Origin of the sequence: Neobacillus sp. DY30 (assembly GCF_030123065.1) — a bacterium.
Lineage (GTDB): Bacteria > Bacillota > Bacilli > Bacillales > Cytobacillaceae > Neobacillus.
The window spans coordinates 3,768,023-3,789,305 of sequence record NZ_CP126093.1 but is presented as its reverse complement, the minus strand read 5'-3'; the positions used below and the strand labels follow the sequence as shown (position 1 = coordinate 3,789,305).

Annotated in this window: 25 protein-coding genes and 1 pseudogene; 20 read left to right on the top strand and 6 right to left on the bottom strand. The window is 37.1% G+C overall.

The window, feature by feature from the left end; genetic code table 11:
* Positions 1-146: 146 nt before the first annotated feature.
* Positions 147-938 (top strand): HAD family hydrolase, encoded by a 792-nt coding sequence (locus QNH29_RS18385; protein WP_283860819.1) that lies wholly within the window; start codon positions 147-149, stop codon positions 936-938.
* Between the two features lie 259 nt (positions 939-1,197).
* On the opposite strand, the gene QNH29_RS18380 is transcribed toward QNH29_RS18385, so the two are convergent.
* Complete coding sequence (locus QNH29_RS18380) at positions 1,198-1,905, bottom strand: hypothetical protein (RefSeq protein WP_283860818.1); 708 nt, start codon at positions 1,903-1,905, stop codon at positions 1,198-1,200.
* Positions 1,906-2,200: 295 nt separating this feature from the next.
* Here QNH29_RS18380 and QNH29_RS18375 point away from each other — a divergent pair, with 295 nt between their 5' ends.
* From QNH29_RS18375 to QNH29_RS18360, 4 genes and pseudogenes are all read left to right on the top strand, one after another.
* A complete protein-coding gene (locus QNH29_RS18375) occupies positions 2,201-2,476 on the top strand; it encodes a hypothetical protein (RefSeq protein WP_283860817.1) in 276 nt (91 codons plus the stop codon).
* Between the two features lie 72 nt (positions 2,477-2,548).
* A complete protein-coding gene (locus QNH29_RS18370; RefSeq protein WP_283860816.1) occupies positions 2,549-2,869 on the top strand; it encodes a DUF3231 family protein in 321 nt (106 codons plus the stop codon).
* A pseudogene (locus QNH29_RS30345) lies at positions 2,800-2,973 on the top strand (hypothetical protein); the annotation flags it as partial. The gene QNH29_RS18370 and the pseudogene QNH29_RS30345, both read left to right, overlap by 70 nt.
* 6 nt (positions 2,974-2,979) lie before the next feature.
* A complete protein-coding gene (locus tag QNH29_RS18360) occupies positions 2,980-3,555 on the top strand; it encodes a DUF3231 family protein (RefSeq protein WP_283860814.1) in 576 nt (191 codons plus the stop codon).
* An 84-nt stretch (positions 3,556-3,639) separates the two neighbouring features.
* Here the strand turns inward: QNH29_RS18360 and QNH29_RS18355 are convergent, their stop codons facing one another.
* On the bottom strand, positions 3,640-4,092 hold the full coding sequence (locus QNH29_RS18355) for a S1 domain-containing RNA-binding protein (protein ID WP_063251682.1): 453 nt from the start codon (positions 4,090-4,092) through the stop codon (positions 3,640-3,642).
* 172 nt (positions 4,093-4,264) lie between these two features.
* Positions 4,265-4,855, bottom strand: a complete 591-nt coding sequence (locus QNH29_RS18350; protein ID WP_283860813.1) for a guanylate kinase — start codon at positions 4,853-4,855, stop codon at positions 4,265-4,267.
* A 364-nt stretch (positions 4,856-5,219) separates the two neighbouring features.
* Here QNH29_RS18350 and QNH29_RS18345 point away from each other — a divergent pair, with 364 nt between their 5' ends.
* The 5 genes from QNH29_RS18345 to QNH29_RS18325 all read left to right on the top strand — a co-directional run bounded on the left by QNH29_RS18345 (position 5,220) and on the right by QNH29_RS18325 (position 8,870).
* Positions 5,220-6,665, top strand: coding sequence for a DEAD/DEAH box helicase (locus QNH29_RS18345; protein ID WP_283860812.1), 1,446 nt, complete (start codon positions 5,220-5,222; stop codon positions 6,663-6,665).
* Between the two features lie 73 nt (positions 6,666-6,738).
* Positions 6,739-6,930, top strand: coding sequence for a hypothetical protein (locus QNH29_RS18340; protein ID WP_283860811.1), 192 nt, complete (start codon positions 6,739-6,741; stop codon positions 6,928-6,930).
* A 23-nt stretch (positions 6,931-6,953) separates the two neighbouring features.
* A complete protein-coding gene (locus QNH29_RS18335) occupies positions 6,954-7,886 on the top strand; it encodes a D-2-hydroxyacid dehydrogenase (RefSeq protein ID WP_283860810.1) in 933 nt (310 codons plus the stop codon).
* Positions 7,887-8,095: 209 nt separating this feature from the next.
* Positions 8,096-8,458, top strand: coding sequence for a DUF3147 family protein (locus tag QNH29_RS18330; protein WP_283860809.1), 363 nt, complete (start codon positions 8,096-8,098; stop codon positions 8,456-8,458).
* Positions 8,459-8,474: 16 nt separating this feature from the next.
* Positions 8,475-8,870, top strand: a complete 396-nt coding sequence (locus QNH29_RS18325) for a DUF3147 family protein (protein ID WP_283860808.1) — start codon at positions 8,475-8,477, stop codon at positions 8,868-8,870.
* 58 nt (positions 8,871-8,928) lie between these two features.
* Here QNH29_RS18325 and QNH29_RS18320 read toward each other — a convergent pair whose 3' ends face one another.
* Positions 8,929-9,081, bottom strand: a complete 153-nt coding sequence (locus QNH29_RS18320; RefSeq protein WP_283860807.1) for a hypothetical protein — start codon at positions 9,079-9,081, stop codon at positions 8,929-8,931.
* A 358-nt stretch (positions 9,082-9,439) separates the two neighbouring features.
* Here QNH29_RS18320 and QNH29_RS18315 point away from each other — a divergent pair, with 358 nt between their 5' ends.
* The 4 genes from QNH29_RS18315 to QNH29_RS18300 all read left to right on the top strand — a co-directional run bounded on the left by QNH29_RS18315 (position 9,440) and on the right by QNH29_RS18300 (position 13,009).
* Entirely contained in the window at positions 9,440-10,528 is a 1,089-nt protein-coding gene (locus QNH29_RS18315; protein WP_283860806.1) for an FAD-dependent monooxygenase, read from the top strand.
* Positions 10,529-10,674: 146 nt separating this feature from the next.
* A complete protein-coding gene (locus QNH29_RS18310) occupies positions 10,675-11,361 on the top strand; it encodes a phosphatase PAP2 family protein (protein WP_283860805.1) in 687 nt (228 codons plus the stop codon).
* A gap of 13 nt (positions 11,362-11,374) precedes the next feature.
* A complete protein-coding gene (locus QNH29_RS18305; RefSeq protein WP_283860804.1) occupies positions 11,375-11,929 on the top strand; it encodes a GNAT family N-acetyltransferase in 555 nt (184 codons plus the stop codon).
* 63 nt (positions 11,930-11,992) lie between these two features.
* Complete coding sequence (locus tag QNH29_RS18300) at positions 11,993-13,009, top strand: S66 family peptidase (protein ID WP_283860803.1); 1,017 nt, start codon at positions 11,993-11,995, stop codon at positions 13,007-13,009.
* An 85-nt stretch (positions 13,010-13,094) separates the two neighbouring features.
* Here QNH29_RS18300 and QNH29_RS18295 read toward each other — a convergent pair whose 3' ends face one another.
* Complete coding sequence (locus tag QNH29_RS18295) at positions 13,095-13,535, bottom strand: GNAT family N-acetyltransferase (RefSeq protein ID WP_283860802.1); 441 nt, start codon at positions 13,533-13,535, stop codon at positions 13,095-13,097.
* Between the two features lie 231 nt (positions 13,536-13,766).
* On the opposite strand from QNH29_RS18295, the gene QNH29_RS18290 reads away from it, so the two are divergent.
* From QNH29_RS18290 to QNH29_RS18280, 3 genes are all read left to right on the top strand, one after another.
* On the top strand, positions 13,767-14,357 hold the full coding sequence (locus QNH29_RS18290) for a biotin transporter BioY (protein WP_283860801.1): 591 nt from the start codon (positions 13,767-13,769) through the stop codon (positions 14,355-14,357).
* 18 nt (positions 14,358-14,375) lie between these two features.
* Positions 14,376-15,365: a biotin synthase BioB gene (bioB, locus tag QNH29_RS18285; protein ID WP_283860800.1), complete on the top strand. Its 990-nt coding sequence runs from the start codon at positions 14,376-14,378 to the stop codon at positions 15,363-15,365.
* Between the two features lie 103 nt (positions 15,366-15,468).
* Positions 15,469-16,569, top strand: a complete 1,101-nt coding sequence (locus QNH29_RS18280; protein ID WP_283860799.1) for a threonine aldolase family protein — start codon at positions 15,469-15,471, stop codon at positions 16,567-16,569.
* A 48-nt stretch (positions 16,570-16,617) separates the two neighbouring features.
* Here the strand turns inward: QNH29_RS18280 and QNH29_RS18275 are convergent, their stop codons facing one another.
* On the bottom strand, positions 16,618-18,189 hold the full coding sequence (locus tag QNH29_RS18275; protein WP_283860798.1) for a hypothetical protein: 1,572 nt from the start codon (positions 18,187-18,189) through the stop codon (positions 16,618-16,620).
* 199 nt (positions 18,190-18,388) lie between these two features.
* Between QNH29_RS18275 and QNH29_RS18270 the strand changes: the two genes are divergently transcribed.
* The 3 genes from QNH29_RS18270 (at position 18,389) to QNH29_RS18260 (ending at position 21,272) form a co-directional block, all read left to right on the top strand.
* A complete protein-coding gene (locus tag QNH29_RS18270; RefSeq protein WP_283860797.1) occupies positions 18,389-19,126 on the top strand; it encodes a DUF2161 domain-containing phosphodiesterase in 738 nt (245 codons plus the stop codon).
* Between the two features lie 250 nt (positions 19,127-19,376).
* The gene (locus tag QNH29_RS18265; RefSeq protein ID WP_026568674.1) at positions 19,377-19,577 is read left to right on the top strand and encodes a cold-shock protein; all 201 of its coding nucleotides are present in this window, start codon (positions 19,377-19,379) and stop codon (positions 19,575-19,577) included.
* 534 nt (positions 19,578-20,111) lie between these two features.
* Positions 20,112-21,272, top strand: coding sequence for a hypothetical protein (locus QNH29_RS18260; RefSeq protein ID WP_283860796.1), 1,161 nt, complete (start codon positions 20,112-20,114; stop codon positions 21,270-21,272).
* Positions 21,273-21,283 lie beyond the last annotated feature (11 nt).

Here is a 21,283-nt window from a genome sequence, read left to right as displayed (position 1 = left end):
TAAATCAAGTCAGTAATCGGTCGATAGCTATGATTTCCTTGCAGTTATCCGATGGATTTTTATATTTTATTTTGTGAAAGAATATTCATTTAATTTAAATAATGGTAAACTAGAAAAATATATTTGTGTGAAAGGTGAGACTTAGAATGATAAAAGCAATTTTTTTCGATTTAGACGACACACTGCTTTGGGATCAAAAAAGTATTCAGGAAGCATTTGTTGCTACTTGTAAAGTAGCGGAGGAACGCTATGGGGTAGACGCCATTGAATTAGAAGAAGCAGTTCGTGAGGCTGCTAGAAATTTATACTCCTCCTATGAAACTTATTCGTTTACACAAATGATTGGAATCAATCCGTTTGAAGGTTTATGGGGAAACTTTTTAGATGATCATGATGAATTTAGAAAAATGAAAGAAATCGTACCTGGCTATCGAAAGGATGCTTGGACAGCAGGACTTAAGGCTTTGGGAGTAGATAACCCTGAATTTGGGTATGAGTTAGCGGAGAGATTCCCTCAGGAGCGTAGGAACTTACCGTTCGTATATGAGGAAACGTTTAATATTTTAGAATCATTAAAAGGGAAGTACCAATTGCTTCTTTTGACAAATGGATCCCCCGATTTGCAGAATACGAAACTATCGATTACGCCTGAACTTGTTCCTTATTTTGATCAGATTGTCATTTCAGGTGCATTCGGAAGAGGGAAGCCAGATCCGTCTATTTTTGAGCACGCCTTGTCATTAATGGGATTAGAGAAGGATCAAGTCCTGATGGTGGGAGATAACTTAATGACAGATATTCTTGGTGCTAATAAGGTTGGAATTAAATCGGTTTGGATCAACCGCCACGATAAAGAAAGAAATGAAGTTATTCCAACCTATGAGATTCAACATTTAGAAGAACTTTTTCCGCTGCTAGATGAGTTAAACAAGAAATAAGATTAATAAAAGGCTGTTCAAAAGTCCACTAGACTTTCGGACAGCCTTAACTTATTAATTGGATTGTGCCGATAAAGCAGCGATTGGTTAATTATCGTAATTATCAGGAAAGAATTGTGCTGATAAATCAGGGATTGATTAATTATCGTCACAATCAGGTAAGAATTGTGCCGATAAATCTGGGATGGATCAAATTATCGTAACAATCAGGCAAGAATTGTTTTGATAATATATGGAGTGCTCAATTACGGTAACAATCCTAAAACACGACTGAGAATTTATTTAAAATGGAACCATCTTTTGCAGCTTTTATGAGTGGACGAATATCTTCTTTTAGGTGAATTTTATAAAAATCATTATCCAAGTTAACTTGAATACCAATATTGCAGATTTTGCTGACACCGAAGGAGTTTGCAGATATTTCAGCGAAGATTTGTAGCAATTGTTCGAGAAGACTCATAAAATCCCCATTATATTCCGTATACATGCTGAATCTATTTTCAATATTTTCCACCTTGCTAAGGTCATCCAAGTAATCATAAGGATACAAAATCGTAATATGATGATTGACAATTTCAACGAGCCTGTTACCGAAGCACTCTTTGTTTAACATGCCAACACGGAACATTTTTTTATCTTCTTGCATTCCTACCCAGGAACAGGTAATCACGGTAGAATCAAAATGTTCTTTTAGGTATTCATGTTGCTGTTTTTCTTGTTCAAGTGTTTCCTCAAATAATTCCTCCATGATTGGTACAGTCGTATGTTTCATAGTTCCTAGCTTTCTATTAAATTTGTTAATAAAATCATATACTCCTACGCCAGTTGCCCACCCCATATTTGGAAGGGATACCAGCTTTTCATAATTATCATCCCAACCCATTTCTGCGTCCTTACCATAGGTAATCCGAGTATCCGTCATTATAATCGAGAAGTAATCTGATACATAGCCAATAACAACACTCATCCTACCATCTCCCTAAGGTGTAACATTTTCTTAATCCTATTATCATGGACGGGAGTTAGAGGTTGATGAAAAAATTATTAGAAATTAATGAGAATTCCTGTAACTGCTTTAACACTTGTTTGGACGTATGGTCATAATAGTTTTCAAATAAAGGAGGAAAACCATGTTAGTGTTTCTTACAGAATGATGGAATGCTGCCTGTTTTATTAACTATAATCATATCCATACTCAATTAGAAAGAAAATACATGGTTATGTTCTTCATGCTTTATTTTTAAATAAGGGGAGTGGAAATTGTGCTTAAGACTAAAACGGAAGTCCAAGTCTTTCTGAAAATTTTCGAAGCCTTTGCAAACTGGGATGGAGAAAAACATTTTCTTACAATGGAAACAGAGACACCAATAGGAATCCTTACAATAATGAAAACACAAGATGGCGCTTTTTATTATCACCGAAAGAATGAATTATATTGGGACATAAAAGAAATAAAGGTGGAAACCGACATTTTAACCGACATCATTTGGACATTCAGGCTTGCTGTGAAAAAATCGATTAATGAATTGGTTATGTAATAACTAATACCAATAAATAATTTCCTCCTATTCTGGAAATATTATGCTTGAAGAAAATAGGAGGAAATTTTTATGGATAAAAACCTCAATCATATCAAGTTAACGGCATCTGAGTTGTCCTATCTTTGGACAAGTTATCTTGCCGACAGTATGTCTCTCTGCGTTTTGAAGTATTTTTTAGTACATATCGATGACAATGACATTAAATCCCTTACGACTTACGCATTAGAATTGTCTCAGAAACATGTGAGGTTTATTCGTGAAATATTTACAAAGGAACAAATTCAGGTTCCACAAGGGTTTACCGAACAAGATGTAAATTTATTGGCCAGCCGGTTATTTTCAGATGTTTTTTACATAAGGTATTTACGAAACATGTCAAAAGGCGTTTAGTTACATATGGAAGGATATTACAAAATGTTTATCGTCATGATATTCGTTCCTTTTATGCTGAATGTTTAACTGATACCCTCGAACTGGATTCAAAAGCGGCGATGATTTTGTTGGACAAAGGCCTTGCCATGCGCCCGCCCGTTATTCCATATCCACAAAAATTAGAGTTTGTCCATAAACAATCCTTTATTCTAGAAGGGTTGGGAAGAAGGGAATCACTTACGGGGACGGAGGTTACCAATCTTTATGCAAATGTTCTTACTAACCGCATTGGTGTCGCAATTACAACTGCTTTTAGCCAAGTGGCCAAGTCCAAAAAGGTTAGAAAATACTTCTTAAGAGGAAAAGATGTTTCCTTGAAGCATATTAAAGTCTTAAGCAGCTATTTAGAAATGGACTCACTAGCATTTCCGATGGGATTTGAACAGGAAGTGACAGATTCCAATGAATCCCCATTTTCCGATAAATTAATGATGTTTCACTTTAACCTAATGATATATGCTGGGGTAGGGAACTATGGAATCGCGATTTCGGAAAGTCAGAAAACCGATTTAGTTGTTGATTATTCACGTTTTACGGTGGAAGTTCTGAAACTATCGGAAGATGGAGCCAATCTTATGATCGAGAACGAATGGCTAGAGCAGCCGCCTTTAGCAGCAAATCGAAGAGATTTGGCAAAAAATTAGAGGAATCTTTACTATATAAACAATTTTATTCGCTTTAAAATAAAAGAAGGCATGCCTGTGCGGGCATGCCTTCTTTATCTATAATTATCCGCGTCTGCCGCCTCTGCCGCCACGTTTTGTTTCGGTGTTGCGTTTTAAACTGGATAAGTTTTCTTCACTAGCTTTTAAGAATTTAGCCATTTTATCTTCAAAGTTCTCTTTTGGCTTAAAATTGCCGCCTTTTGAACGGAAGTCTTTTGATTGCCTGTTATCTCTTCCTTGGCGTTGTGGACGCTGGGAATAAGAAGAAGTTTGACCTTCTGGCTTATCAATAGCTTTTTTAATAGACAAGGCAGTTTTACCGTCTTTCTCACTAATTACCTTAACTTCAACCTGATCTCCAACTTTAAGATGATCATTAACGTCTTTAACATAGCTATCAGCTACTTCACTGATGTGCACAAGACCAGTTGTGCCACCTGGTAATTCTACGAACGCTCCAAAATTAGTAATACCCGTTACTTTACCTTGTACTTTGCTGCCTACTTCGATCGACAAAAAGAGTTCCCCCTAAATAATGTTTTCAACACTTAATTATACACGCCTTATAAGAGAATTTCAAGCTGTTATCTATAATGTTTTCTACCGTTCATAAAAGTAAAGTTGTTGAACATTAAAAAAGGACCCATTAAAGGATAAATATCCAATAAATGGTCCTTTTTCTCTGTAATTAATAATCTGTAACAATCCTATTACGATCCAGAAAGGCCTCAATGACTTCACTAACCTGAAACGAAACTTGCGGAGAATCATAGTTTTCAAAGACATGCTCACATTCATTTTTATAAGCCATGATTTCATCATAATGAGATAGATGTCTTTGAATATCTTCTTCCTTATCGTTACGTGCTTTATGTCGTTCGATTACCGTATCACGGTTAGCGAAGATGAAAAAGCGCATCACACGGTCACCATACATCTCTTTTAATTTTTCGGTGCCTTCTGGGTTTAACGTTAAGTATACAAGATTGTGATGCTCAAAGGCTTTGACGATATCGTCTTCACGAATCCCATAATGAATTCCATCAATATCAACTGTTTCAAGAAATTCTTCGTTGTTTTGCATCTCTTGGAAGGTATCGTCCGTAATAAAATGATAGTCTACACCATCTTGTTCATAATGACGTGGAGGACGAGTGGTGTATGAGAGGACCGTTTCCATATCAAATGCTGTTGCGACCATCTTTGCAATGGTTTTTCGCCCAGAACCATCGGGTCCAGTGTAAATAAATAATTTTTCTTTATCTTTGATTTTATACATAGATAACCTCCTATTATGAAATATGGTTTAAATAAAAAAAGAGTCTACTGTTAGAATATCATGCTGTCTGTTACCTAAATTCTACTATCCTTAGAATAGGATATTTCCATTATAACAGATTTTCGTCCGAATTTTTGATATTTCTGACTTTTTTAAGAAGATACAGCCAAATTACCTATCTTTCTAAAATTTACTGTACATTTTCTTTATATTCTTGTAAAGCAGTTATGAAACTAGAGTAAAAATAACCCTCGAAATGTTATGTAATTCAAGTATAATGAACCTATTCAGATTTTGCATATGATATTTCTCTCAGAGAAATCCTATATAGAAGTTGGATAATAATAAAAAATGAGGTTGCTGCATGAGTGAAAATAAGTTTGAGGATTATCCGTTAAGCGAGGAAATAAGAAGGGCGCTTTCCGTACTAAAATACGAGAGGCCCACAGAAGTCCAGAGAGAAGTTATACCAAAGGCATTAGAGAATCAAGATTTGGTAGTAAAATCACAAACAGGCAGCGGTAAGACAGCAGCCTTTGCGATACCGATTTGCGAAATGATGGAGTGGGACGAGAAAAAACCCCAGGCGTTAATCCTTACACCTACTCGTGAATTAGCCGTCCAAGTTCGTGAAGACATAACGAATATTGGCCGTTTTAAACGAATCAAAGCGATGGCGGTTTATGGGAAAGAGCCTTTCTCGAAACAAAAGGAAGAATTAAAGCAAAAAACGCATGTGGTCGTGGGTACTCCTGGTCGAACCATCGATCACATTGAACGAGGAACACTCGAATTAGATAAAATCAAATATTTAATCATCGATGAAGCGGACGAAATGTTAAATATGGGCTTTATTGACGAAGTCGAGGCTATCATAAAAGAACTTCCGGAAAACCGGGTAACGATGGTCTTTTCAGCAACCCTGCCGAAGGATGTTGAAAACCTCTGCCATCAATATATGAAAGATCCGATTCATATTGAGATCACTGCTACTGGTGTGACAACGAATACGATTGAACATGCGGTCATCAAAGTGAAGGATGAGGATAAGATTTCACTGTTAAAGGATGTAACAGTAGTTGAAAATCCAGATAGCTGTATCATTTTTTGCCGAACAAAAGAAAATGTAGAGAAGGTCTATACGGAATTGGAAAAAGCCAATTATTCCTGTGAAAGATTACATGGCGGGCTGGAGCAAGAGGACCGGTTTGCTGTCATGGATGGATTTAAATTGGGCAATTTCCGGTATTTAGTCTCGACGGATGTAGCTGCAAGGGGTATCGATATTGATAATGTGACGTTAATTATAAATTACGATGTTCCGATGGAAAAAGAGAGCTACGTTCACCGGACAGGAAGAACAGGTCGGGCTGGAAACAAAGGAAAAGCGATTACCTTCGCAACACCTTTTGAAGGGAAGTTCCTAAAAGCAATTGAAAGATATATTGGCTTCGAACTCCCTGCAATGGATGCTCCGACGCCGGATGAGGTTACAAGAGGAAAAGCGGCATTTGAAGAAAAACTTAGCGGGCGAAGAGTGGTAAGAAATAATAAGACGGCCAGAATTAACAAGGATATTACCAAGCTCCACTTCAGCGGCGGCAAAAAGAAGAAGCTGCGTGCGGTGGACTTTGTTGGTACCATTTCCAATATTCCTGGGGTTTCAGCAGATGACATTGGCATCATCACCATTCAGGATAACTTATCCTATGTTGACATTCTTAATGGAAAAGGCTCGTTAGTACTGCAAGCCATGGAACACACAACGGTCAAAGGCAAGAAGCTGAAAGTGAGTAAGGCTTTGAAATAACCCGAACAAATAAGGACGATTAAATATACAATAATCGTCCTTATTTTTACAATAGAGAGGAGAAATCTCCGCAATGAAGTATTTTAAATCACAAATGAAACAGTTAGTAAAAGACCACAAAGAATTGCAGCAGCACTTAAAGGAATTGATCAATGAACATGACCTTGAAAAGAACTTTGCCCTTAAGGCTTTGTACCATTCAGAAGTAGCCGATGGCGGGAAATATCAGTCTGCCTATCAAGCACTTGACGTGCCAAAAGATTAAGCTTTTTAGGAAGTGGAGAAAGAATGAAAATAAAGAATATTTTACTTGTAAGTCCAATGTATAGAGAACTTCAAGCTTTAATAGAAAAGGAAGCCCGACATAAAACTTTCCGTTTTATGTCGGAGGAAGAGCTATCACAGGAAGATTTAAGCTGGGCAGACGCACTGGTCTCTTTTAATCTTAAAGCGGAATATAATTTCAGTTCTGTAAAATGGGTTCACTCGCTGGGCGCAGGCGTCGATCGCTTTTTACATAAGAAAGATTGGAATCAAGAGATACTCTTAACAAGAACAAATTGTTCTTTTGGGCAAAGGATTGCAGAGTATTGTTTAAGTTACATCTTAAAAGATTTACAGTTTCATGACTGTTTTCAAGAGCAACAGCAGCAAAAAAAATGGGCTCAGTCAACACCGAAATTAATCGGAGAACAAAAAGTTCTTGTTTATGGAACAGGTGAAATCGGTCAAAAGATTGCGAACGTTTTTTCCGGATTAGGGGTTGACGTGTACGGGTTATCTTTAAGCGGGAAGGAAAAAGCTGGTTTTAAAAAGGTTATGACGGTTGATTATCATTTTCCTGAGTTAAATGAGATGAATTATGTGATCAATACTTTGCCTTTGACGGATAGAACAGAGAAGTTATTTGATGGTAGCATCTTTAATCAACTTTCTGGTGCCGGCTTTATTAATGTGGGTAGAGGTGCTTCGGTTGATGAATCAGCCCTTCTACAGGCTTTGAATGAAAACACAGTTGGATTTGCTGTCCTTGATGTTTTTGATCAAGAGCCTCTTCCAGACAGCAATCCGTTGTGGAACCATCCAAAGGTTCAAATAACTCCACATATCTCCGCCGTAACAACCCCAAGTGAGGGGGCTGCTTGTTTTCTCGAAACACTTAAAAACATTGACCAAGGCAAACCGCTGAGCAATAGAGTGGATACAAAAAAAGGTTATTGATATAGCTTCAGGCCAAAACCCTAAACCAGGGTTTTTCTTTTTTTACGATTCCCTATATACTTCACGATGGTAACGCTTTAAAAATAGTAAAGAAATGTTCACATGTAATAGCGTGAAAATGCGGTAAAATGAACGTATGTTATATTTATGTGAATTTATTCACAAGTAATAACCAATTTAGTTTTTAAAAATAACAGAGGTGAATCACCATGGGAGATCTATCAATAAGTGCTTTACTGATAAGATTTATTTTAGGAGGAGCTGCTGTAGTTGTTTCAACACTTGTTGCAAGGAATCTAGGTGAAAAGGCTGGAGGAATTTTTGCAGCATTTCCTGCTGTATATTTAGCGGCTTTATTGACAGTGGGTTTGGATTTTAGTGGTAATGAGCTAGTAGCCCATTCAATAGTTTTATCGAAAGGTGCCATAGTCGGTATGGGAATTAATATTCTGGTTGCTATACTTGCAGGATATCTCTTGCCAAGACAAGGATGGAAACGCGGTCTTTTACAGGCTATGGGATTTTGGCTGGTTATATCTATGGCTGTTGTGATGATTACAACTTACTCATAAGGGAAGGGTGATATTTATGTATAAAGATTTAATGATCCGCTTTATGCTAGGCGGGGCAGCCGTAATGGTAAGTTATTTGATAACGGTCATTTCTCCTTGGAAAATCTTAGCTGGTATCTTTGCAGCATTCCCAGCCGTGATGATTACAGCGGTGTTAATGGTGGGGATTGCTTCGGGTTCAAAGAATGCAGCGAAGATCGCAAATGGATCGGTTTTTGGAATGATTGGCGGTGTAGTTTGCGTGGCAACTGTATGGACAGTATTACAGGTCAGCGGTAACTGGACGTTAAGTATTGTACTTGGGCTCCTGTTTTGGTTGGGCAGTTCCATCATTGTTTCTACATTTAGGGACAAGCTGAAAAATAGTAGAAGGAATACCTTTGGAACAAATTTACTGATTAGACATAAATAAAAACAAAACAAGACGGCAGTTGGCCGCCTTGTTTCATGTTACATATTGTAAATATTGCTTATTCCTCTGTATTTTCTGTACCTTCCTCAGTACCTTCTTCGTTTTGTTCTGTTTCTGTTTCATCATTTCCAGTATCAGCACAACCAGTGGCAACTCCAAGTAACATTAAAACGGACATTGTAGCAACTAACCAAGTCTTGAAACTTTTCATCTCAAAAATTCCTCCTTGAATGCTTGCAATTTGTACTACAGAATTATCATACAAGCTTTTAAAGGGAAATAGATTCAATTTGCCATTTCTTAACATTGGTTAACCTTTTCTTTAAAAAATCGCAAACTATCTGATGTTAAATTTACAAATAATTTAACATACTGTTTTTGGTGTCCAATTATCTTGGATTTTATAGGTAAATGGTAATAGTCAGGGTAAATAAATGATTGACCGTTTTTAATAATTTTGTTACTCTATACTTAACTTTTTTTCTTATAATGAAACTTTTTTAAACGAAACTATTTGTTGAAAATACATTAATATATAGAAAATTTAATAACAGTAGAAGGTGGGTAAAATGAACTTACAAGCAGATGTTTGTATCGTTGGCGGCGGACCTGCAGGGACATTACTAGGACATTTATTAGCTAAAAACGGTGTATCTACTATCATAATAGAACGATCTGCTGGAGTGAATAGGCAATTCAGAGGCGAGCATATTAATGCCGAAACAGAAGCAATCCTGAAAGAGCACAAATTATTTGAGAAAATAGAAGAGCTTGGTATCCTAAAAATGAAAAAAGTACAATATTTCTCTGGAAGAAAAATGGTGAATAGCATTTCACCAGGTGTCCACGAGGACCACGTTGGAATTCATGTACCACAAGCACATTTGTTAAGTGCCATTATTCAAGAGTCTGTGCAAAATAACCATTTCCAATTATTATTTAATACAACGGTTAAAGAATTAATCCAGGATGAACAAGGAATCTATACAGGTGTAAAAGCAATCCAAAACGGTCAAGAAATTATGATCAACAGTAAAGTGACAATAGGAGCAGATGGTCGTTATTCAACCGTCAGGAAGCTTGCAAAGATTCCAACAGTTGAAATGACACATGGATATGATGTCCTTTGGGCTAAAATACCAGCTCCAGAAGGATGGGAACCGACAACAAGAATGGCTTTGGTTAATGGTCATCAGCTGGCGTTGTTCAGCCAAACTGGGGGATTCATCCAAATAGGCTGGAACATACCAGAGGGCTCATTTCCTGTATTAAGGAAAGGTTCGATACAGCCGTTCTTAGAACCATTGATGGAAAGTTTTCCAGAGCTACAAGATGGTGTAAGAGAGTATCTTCAATCTTGGAGCGACTTTGTTTGTTTAAAGGTACAAAGTTCCCGCTGTGAAACATGGGTAGAAGACGGATTAATCCTAATAGGGGACGCAGCCCATACCATGACACCAACAGGTGCAATCGGAATAAATTGTGGAATGAAAGACGCCCATATCCTAGCACCAATTTTAACCAAAGCTATAAACGAAGATAACATTACTGCAGACCATTTGAAAATCTTTGAAATGAACAGAAAAAACGAAATCAAATCCCAACAAATCATGCAACTAAAACAAGAAACAACCTTCTATAAGAAATTTGTAGGGTAAGTTACGGTGACAGGCACCAAATATACAAAAATTGCTGCTTATGCAGCGATTTTTGTATATTTGGTGCTCTTTTTATGTGTGTAGGGTTTGTAGGATTACGGTAAATGGGAATTATATGGTTAACCAGTATGAAGGGGTTTTGCAATATGGACAATATGAGGTTTCAGGTTACACGTGTATTTGTTGTTAGTGTGGTTTCACTCATGTTTTTTAGCTTAGTGGTGATGTTGATTAGGGGAGATAAATTGGTTAATTTTGATCATGCCATTATTGAGTCAGTTCAATCGCTGGAAGCGCCTTATATTACCTCTATTATGAAGTTTTTTACAGAAATAGGGTCAACTAAAATTGTAGTGTTTTTATGCCTTTTTATTATCTTTTTTCTTTATAAGGTTTTGCACCATCGATCAGAATTACTTTTATTTATTGGCGTTGTTGTTGGTTCACCCATCTTAAATCTTCTGCTGAAAGAAATCTTTCGACGCGCTCGTCCAGATTTACACAGGCTTATTGAAATCGGCGGTTATAGTTTTCCGAGTGGTCATGCAATGAATGCTTTTACTGTATATGGAATCCTAACCTTCCTCTTATGGAGACATATATCTAATCGAAGCGGACGTACCCTGCTGATTCTCTTTAGCTCCTTTTTCATTATCATGATTGGGGTGAGTAGGATTTATTTAGGAGTCCACTATCCTAGCGATATCATTGGTGGTTATTTTGCGAGTGGTTTTTTGCTTGCTACATCCATTTGGTTCTTTCAATGGTATATGGAACGTCGGCCGCAGCTTGCTGGCAGAATGCTAAAAAGATCAGTAAAAACTTCAAAATAAAGGAACGACAACGATGGAATTTATCACAACCCAACAATGGGATGAAGATTTATGGCTAAAGACAAAAGACATATATAATGTTGCTTTTGGAGAACATGCCACCAAGCCAGAAAAGATTATCCGAAATATGTTTGCTAGGGGCTATAGTGCGCTTCATGTGTTAATAGAGAACGATGAGGTCCTGGCGATGGCACTGACAGGTTCAATGCCAAACTCAAGTGTACTGCTATTGGATTATTTGGCGGTAAGAAAGAAGTTGCGTGGTCATGGTATTGGTAAGGATTTTTTTGATTATATAAAGGCATGGGCTCAATTACAGCCACATTACAAGCAAATATTACTTGAAGTAGAATGTGATGACATTCCTGAGAACTATGCAAGAATTCATTTTTGGAAAAAATGCGGGTTTCACCTCCTAGACGATTATAAACATTGTTACAAATGGGGTCCCCAACACTATATGGCTATGGTCCTTTACCTTAAGGAAAAACCTAGAACACCATTAAAAGGGGAAGACTGTCTGAAGTGTATGGCATCTTTCCATAAAGCATCCTACAAATTAAGCTAGTCATTCTTACCTTAAACACAGTAGAATAATGGTAATAAATTCTATTTTAGGGTGGGGTTCAACATGATTACATATCCAATTTTAAAAAATAACGCAACCATAGGGGTGACGGCTCCTTCTTCTGGTGTTGAAGAAGAATTGCATGAACTTTTGAAGAGTGCCACTAGCCGGTTAAAAGAAAGTGGCTTTCATATCATTTGTGGAGAGACAGTGTGGAAGCAGGACAAAGCCAAATCCACACCGGCAGTGAAACGTGCCCAAGAGTTTAATGAAATGGTACAGAACGAAGCGATTGATCTCATCATTCCACCGTGGGGCGGGGAGCTGCTTATTGAGATCTTAGAAGAGTTAGATTTTGATAATATGAAGAATAAGTGGGTACTGGGTTACTCTGATACAAGTGTATTGTTGCTTGCAATCACGTTAAAGACCGGTATAGCAACGGCAAATGGAACGAACTTAATCGATTTAAGAGGGGATTACACCGATGAAACAACTGCCATGTGGCAAAATGTATTATCAACAAAAGCAGGAGCCTCGATTACTCAGCATTCTTCTGAAAAGTATCAAAAAGAATGGCAGCATCATAACCAATCTCCTTGTGTTTTTCATTTAACAGAACAAACAGATTGGAAGACAGTTTCTGGTGAAAAAGTTAAAGCAGAGGGACGTTTACTTGGTGGTTGTATTGACGTTATCCGGCACTTAATTGGCACACCGTATGGTGACGTAAAAAGTTTCAAGGAAAAATATATCAACGAAGAACCTGTCATGTGGTATCTTGAGAATTGCGAGTTGAAAACAACCGATTTACGAAGAACGTTAGTGCAAATGAAATTAGCCGGCTGGTTTGATAACATATCTTGTATCCTATTTGGCCGGAGTCCTGCTAATGAACCAGTAGAGAACTATACGATTGAGGATGTATATCAAGACTTGTCCAATGAACTCCAAATCCCCATTATTTATGATGTTGATTGTGGCCATGTACCGCCACAAATCACATTTGTCAATGGAGCATATGGTGTAGTCGAAGTAGAACATGGTAAAGGGAAAGTTGTACAGCACTTTAAAGCATAAATTATTTATTATTTTTTACACATTGAAAAATAGAGGTCATCTGATAGTATTTTGACGACCTCTATTTTGCTCACAGAGAATAATCTTAATCTAATTTTTTTGTCATCAGAGTGGAAACGTCTGTAAATCCAAGCTTTTCATAAAGGTGTTTCACGTGGTTACCGGCATAAACGTTTAATTGGACCTTCTTATGGCCCTCAGCTCGTAGCTGAACGAAAGCCGCCTTACATAATTTCTCAGCTGTCCCCTGTTTGCGATAGGGTGGAAGTACATACATTTCATTTATGAAGCCGACCGTTTCGTCCGTATTTTGATCGATAATACGCCCTAAACCAATCCAGCCTTGAATAACATTATGTTTTACCCGAACAAGGTAATATCCACCCCCATTCAAAAAAGGAGTCATCATTTCAATTGCTTTCTCACGACTTGGTTTTACGTACCCCATAGTGGCCTCTTTTAATACCTGTAAATGGTAATTTAAGATACTTTGAGTTTCCTCGTAAGTTGCTTTTCTGATAGACATGTATCATTGCCTCTCCCCTTAAAAAAATCAAAACTACTCATCTAGTTGAATACCTACTCCATAATATGAAATAGATAAATTTTGTTGCTGTTTAGTGGGCACTGACTTAATCGTTTTTCACATGTTACAGGTGGAAAATCATATTATATGTAAACTCGAATATAATTTAAGTTGACATATAATATGCAACCAATTATTCTTAATTTATAGAATTTGTTTAGGGGGATATCTATGAAACTTAGAACAACTGATTTAACAGCTGCGGCAATGTTTGTTGCGCTAATGGCTGTTGGGGCTAACATTACTTCAATTGCACCATTCATGGTCGTTGGGGGAGTACCCATCACGCTGCAGACATTTTTTGCAATCTTAGCAGGCGTGGTACTAGGTAGTCGATTGGGTGCGATTGCTATGATGGTTTATATGTTCGTTGGTTTAGTGGGAGTACCTGTATTTGCTCAATTTGGCGGAGGGTTTGGGACTTTCTTGAAGCCTACATTTGGTTTTATTGTTTCTTATGTGTTTACAGCATATGCTACTGGTTACATAATTGAAAAAATGAAAAATACAGTTAGGGGATTTGCGTTCGCAGCACTTGTAGGCATGGCCATAAATTATCTTTTCGGTACCAACTGGATGTACGCCGCTTATAAAATTTGGGCTGCAGCACCAGATGGATTTACCTATAAAATGGCTTGGTTATGGATGGTCGTTCCTCTTCCAAAGGACATTATCCTAGCTGTACTAGCAGGTGTCATGGGACATCGTTTAAAACGAACTTTATCCAGAAGTCAATTTGGAAATGCAAGAAAAGCGAGTTAGGCTTAGTGGAGGGATTGGATGAGTAAGTGGAAGAAATTAGCGTTAGAGGTGCTAGATGGGTATGTTATTTCAAAAGAGGAAGCATTAGAGATTCTAAATTCTTCCGATATGGAATTACTAGAATTGCTGCATGGAGCTTATGTTATTCGCCATCATTACTATAGAAATAATGTTAAGCTTAATATGTTAATTAACACAAAATCAGGTCTTTGTCCTGAAAATTGTGGCTATTGTTCGCAATCTAGTATTTCGAATGCACCGATTGAAAAATATAGAATGGTAGATAAAGATACCATCCTTAAAGGAGCAGAACAAGCCTTCCAGCTTCACGCTGGTACATATTGCATCGTAGCGAGCGGTCGTGGTCCTAGTAATCATGAAGTAGACCAAGTTGTTTCGGCAGTAAAAGAAATAAAGGACAAATATCAATTGAAGATTTGTGCCTGCCTTGGAATCTTAAAACCAGAACAAGCGGCCAAGCTGAAAGAAGCTGGCGTCGATCGCTACAATCATAACCTTAACACCTCGGAAAACCACCATGACTCCATTACGACATCACACTCTTACCAGGATCGAGTGAATACTGTTGAGTTAATAAAAGAAGCAGGGATTTCTCCTTGTTCAGGAGTAATCGTCGGCATGAAGGAAACGAAGGAAGACGTTGTGAACGTGGCAATGAGTCTAAGAGTATTAGATGCCGATTCTATTCCCGTTAATTTCCTTCATGCGATTGATGGTACTCCGCTTGAAGGTACGAAGGAGTTGAATCCTAGGTACTGCTTAAAGGTCCTGGCTCTTATGAGGTATGTAAATCCATCAAAAGAAATTAGAATTTCAGGTGGACGAGAAGTTAACCTGGGAAGTTTGCAGCCGCTTGGGTTATATGCAGCAAATTCTATTTTTGTAGGAGATTACTTAACCACTTCAGGCCAAGAAACGACAGCAGATCACAAAATGCTTAACGATTTAGGATTTGAAGTTGATTTTGTAAGAGAAACTGTTCAATGAATAGGATATAAGAATTTTTGGACGTCATCTAGTAGATGATGTCTTTTTTAGTATAAAATACCATTAAGTGAATGTAGATTGTAGTCTTGAAGGGAGAACTGTAATGTCAGAGATAAATATTTTAGGAGAAGCGTATAAAAATGCAAAATATAAGGCGACTGGTCATGGTCCGAGAAATGTTCAGGTGCTTAAAGATGCACTCATGGAAATTGATGAAGAGTTGGAAAGCGAGATGTACGGAAAGGGAAAAGTCATCGATGATTTCCAAGAGAAAATGGCAAAGTACCTTGGTAAGGAGTCTTCAGTATTTTTCCCAAGTGGTACGATGGCACAGCAAATAGCCCTGAGAATTTGGTGTGACCAGAAAGGAATTAAAAAAGTAGCTTACCATCCATTAAGTCATTTAGAAATTCACGAAGAAGACGGATTAAAGAAATTGCACCATATTCAGACAATTTTATTAGCTGATAAAGAGAGAGTTATTGAGTTGGAAGATGTGATGGGCTTAGATGAGGAAATCAGTTGTTTATTAATCGAGCTGCCGCAAAGGGAAATTGGAGGTCAGCTGCCTGACTACAAAACATTGGAAGATATTTCAGCATACTGCAAGCAAAAGGGTATTAAATTACATTTAGATGGCGCAAGACTGTTTGAAATATTACAGTATTATCAAAAATCCGCAGCAGAAATTTGCTCTCTTTTTGATAGTGTATATGTTTCTTTTTACAAAGGGATTGGCGGGATTGCAGGGGCGATACTCGCTGGGGATAAAACCTTTACGGTAGAATCAAAAATTTGGAAAAGGCGCCATGGAGGCGATTTAATCAGTCTTTATCCTTACATCCTAAGCGCTGATTATTATTTTGAACAACGAGTGGGAAAAATGAGTCAATACTATCAGGAAGCAAAAGAATTTGCTCGATGCTTTAATCAATGTCATGGTGTTTCAACGAAGCCATTGGAACCAGTCTCTAATATGTTTCATGTCCATTTTGAAGCTCCTAAAGAGGAGATGGAAGTAATTTTAGCAGCCATTTACGAAGAAACTGGCATAGGGTTAACCAGTTATGTACGCGAAGTTACCCAAACAACTAGTTACTACGAAGTGAGCATAGGTGATTTGTACTCTCAGATTCCTAAGGAGGATTTAAGGAAGGTCTTTCTACTCCTGGATGAAAAAATGAAAACAATTAAAATTCTATAAGGATATAAATATCCCCATTTCTAGTCTGAAAGAAATGGGGATATTCTATTAAATGATATAAGGACCAAAGAATACCGTTAATAGTAGGATGTGAAGTCCAATAAAATAGCTAATTCTTGCCGTACCGGCCCATTCATTTGCTTTTTTCGTATGAAGTGTTAACCAAAAAGCGAGGATGGCAAATAAAATCATGTAAAGGTATGAACTACCGGTAAAGGTTAGATACTCCGGTGCGTTAGCATAAATGTTATCGACAAAAAAACGATCTTTCCAAATAATTGCCGCTATAGCGTAAAGACCAATTCCTGTATAAAAATACCAAACTGGATCACGATCAGCAATTCGATTTCTAAAAATATACATAAACACAACAAAAAGCAGCGGCCAAATAAACCATATTACTGCAAAGGCTATTCCGAAAAATGATGAGGTGATCATCCCAAACGTTTTACCTAGTGCCTGCAGCCAATCATTTTGAGTATACTCAATTAATGAATTGACGGTTTTTTTGTCAGCAGATGATAGTTTAATTTTATGACTATCACCGTCTAAATCCACCCAAGCAATCGTTTCTTCATTAATCCATTGCGGGTTCGCTGATATTTCAGCTGTATTACTGAGGCGCCCTGTATTAGTGGTGCCACTTTCGGATATTTCTGCAGAATAGATATTTAAGGTGGTTTTATCATTGAATTGGGTTTGTGTTCGCCCGTTTGCGTGAAACAGAATTGTTGGTTTATCATTACGAAACGTAAGAACCACATCTGAAACTTCCTTCAAGCTGCTATTTCCCGCTGGATCATCAAAGGTTAACTCTTTTAAACTTTGTTTGTTTGGACTTGATAAACTCGTTAGCATAAAATAGTTAAAAAACTCCGGATTCCCGCCTTGAGTGGATTGAAGCTCTTCCTGAAGTAGCAGGGCTAAATTTTGATCATCCAATGCGAATGAAATATCATTAACAACTTTTCCTGGATCAACTTTTATTCTTGATTGATACACGTTATTCATTTTTCCATTTTTATATTGGTGCAGTTTAATATCGACTCCAGTAGGATCGGATGTGTAAGATAGTATATTTACTCCATCTTCATTCTCTTGCGGGGTGATATTCAGCTTATCTAAATCGATATCCATCACTTTTTCAGATTTCTTGGTTTCTGGTGATAGTTGATAAAGCACATGATCTTTTACATATAAAATGGTAGTTTCCAAAGGATAGAACTTCTTCACATCAGAAACGATCATATTCTTGTTTTGATCATAAATATTTTTAAAATCAAAATAGATAATCGTATTTTCTTGTTGAAAAACTTGTGTCCATTTATTTACTGGTATATTGTAGGTTCGTTCATCCTTTACAGTGAAATCCTTGTTCAAAGTAGTTGTGGCTAATTTCTCACCTTCAAATCTTGTGAATATAAAATCTCCATTTTCCTTGACCTTGATAGGTGGCAGTTTTTTCAACTCTGTTTCTCCAATAGTCAACGCCCTGCTCCAATCATCTGAAGGCGGTTCCGTCACATCGGAAAAGTTTTCATAGAATAATAGAAGTATTCCTAAAATAATAATGACCCCAGGTACAATCCAATAAAGCTTCGTTGCTAATTTTTTATTCATGTTAGACCCCCATGTTACTCTTTCAAGTTCTCTATATATTTTGACAAAAATAATAGTAACATAATTCTGATAGAATAGGCTATTTCAAATATACAGTCTTTGTAAAAAATTGTTAGTTAGAACTTGGCCAGCCATTCGATAAACCTCAGACCATTTTCATGGTAAGATAAATAGGAGAAAATGTTTTTAGGAGTTACATATGACAGAAAAGAAAAAACTGCAAGAGGTAGATTTATATAAACCGATTCAGAGATATTTTTCGCAAGAAGGCTATCAGGTCTATGGTGAAGTGAAGGACTGCGATATCGTCGCAGTGAAAGAGAATGAGCTTGTTATCGTTGAATTAAAACTCACTTTAAGTGTGGATCTTCTTATTCAGGCAGCCAAACGGCAAAAGTTAACGGATCAAGTATACATTGCCATTCCTAGACCCAAAGGCAGGTTGAATTCTAGGCAATGGGCTGATAAATGCCATCTAATTAAAAGGCTGGAGCTTGGATTAATTGTTGTTTCCTTTCCAGGCAACCGTTCGAAAGCAGATATTTTAATCCATCCAACTCCATACATTCGTAAAATAGCAACCGGTCGGAACAAGATGAAGAGAGAAGCCATCTTGAAAGAAATTAGCGGACGCAGTGCCGATTTCAATGTAGGGGGAAGCAGCAGGACGAAAATCATGACTGCTTACAAAGAAAATTGCATCCAAATTGCATGTATCTTAGATAAATTGGGACCATTATCCCCCAAAGCATTAAAGGAAAAGGGGGCCGGTGATAAAATTCCCTCCATCTTAATCAATAACTATTATGGATGGTTCGAAAGGATCAAGCGAGGTACATATGATATTACTGAGAAGGGCAGGCTTGAGGTGCAGGAATATCAGGAGCTTGTAAATTATTATCTTAAAAAACTAGGGGATGGAGGAGAATCCAATTGAAGAGTATTGGAAAAAGTCTTCCCCTGGCATACCGATTTTGCGCTCAAGGGGACGATGTTAAAAAAGATAGTTGAAACCGTGTAGAAAAAACTTTGGTAATTGATTTGCTTTAATTGGATATCTCTGTTATAGTTAGGAAGAATTATTTTTGTTTGTCAGTTGGATTAAAAAGTTTTCAAACTTTACGTCTAAAGAACTGAGCAAGGATAGTAACACAATGTGTGCACAGCACACGAGGAGGAAACAACAAATGGAACAAGGTAAAGTAAAATGGTTTAATGCAGAAAAAGGTTTCGGATTCATCGAAAGAGAAGCAGGAGACGATGTATTCGTACACTTCTCAGCTATCCAAAGCGAAGGTTTCAAAACTTTAGACGAAGGTCAAGCAGTAACTTTTGAAGTAGAACAAGGTCAACGTGGACCTCAAGCTACTAACGTTCGTAAAGCATAATTGAACCGACATATATAAAAGACTCTCTTTTGAGAGTCTTTTTTTGTTGTTGTAGGGGGAGTGTGGCATTGGATGATGGCTGCCATTAAAAGCTATTCGTGCCCGTGAACGAGGAAAAGTGGAGTTGGCGGTAATGAACAGGTACTATTCGTGCCCGTTGACTAGGAAAAGCAGGGGTAAGGGTAACGAAAAAAATCACTCATGCCAGGATCTCTAATAAAACCATACTTTAAACAAAAAAACCCTGCTCAGTAATAGAGCAGGGCAGATAATCGAAAAACGAAAAACGTAAAACGTAAAGCAAATGGTAGACACAGTATATCACATATTGAACACAATCCCTAATAATTTATAAAAATAATCAAAAGTTTACTCATCTAATGAAATCTAGACCTGTGATTTTTGTATAGCATCTCCAATAGGTGCGAAAGTCCCGAAGGATTTTACAAGGAAATTATCATATTTAAAAGGTTTAAAGGACTTTTTGTTGAAATAAGTATAGTAAGTTTTTCCATTGGTGAGGTGGGATAAAAATTGAATGATATCCAATATGCTTTTATAAATGAATTTGGCCATTATGGATTCGATTTTGATCAGCTTGAGACTTCGACCCACTTTATAATCGTTTCTATTTTAGTAAAAGGTTCTGATAAAGAATTCCTTGAGCAGGAAGTTGAAAGAATTAAACAAAAACACCTTCAAAAAGAGGAAATACACGATAGTCTTCGAATGGAAATCTTACAAGATTTAAAGGATTTACCTTATAAGGTGTATGCTTATGTCATTGATAAGCGGAAAATTAGGGAAGACAGCGGCGTTACATATGAAAAGACATTTATTAAATTTTTCAATCGAATGGTCTTTGATGATTTATATCGTACCTTTGAAACACTCGATCTTGTTGTAGACGCTAATGAATCCAAGGGATTTATGCAGGAATTTACCGCCTACGTAAAACAGAGGTGCATACCAGATTTATTTAATTATTCAACCTTTGGTTTTAACAACAGCGAATCCGATATTCTTCTTGAATTGTCAGAGTTTATTGCTGAGACGATTGCAAAAGGTTATGACGCAAAACATTCTTCTAATCAGTATCCATCGTTTTATAGACTTTTAAAAAATAAAATCATCACGATTAATCTTTGGCCGTATGATTACAAGCACTACCTTTACGACTATCATTTTGAAAAAACGGACTTACAAACTGATCAAATTATCATTAAACAAGCTGTAAATTTGGCATATCAATACATTGAGAAATACCGGAAAAGTGAAGAAGAGGATGAAAGAGTACGGATTGATTTATTAAAGTTTCTGTTATTCAATTTAAAAGAAAATCCAGATGAGTATGTGTATACGGAAGAAATCCTTGATAACCTTAATGCCATTAGGATTAATAAGATCAAGCAGCATTATTTTCGGTCCAATATAGTTTCGAAACTGCGCGACCAGGGGTTATTAATTGCCTCCAGCAATAAAGGCTATAAGCTGCCCGTTTGTTTAAATGATTTATACGACTTTGTGAATCTATCAAGTTTAACGATCCATCCGATGATTCAACGAGTCGCAAAGTGCAGAGACCAAATTCTTCTGGCAACCAATCGAGAAATAGACATCCTCGAAAAATCAGAATATGACTACTTAAGAAGGGTCATTGAAATGGAAAAATTAGCCTTGATGAACAATGAGTAAAAGGGGAATTT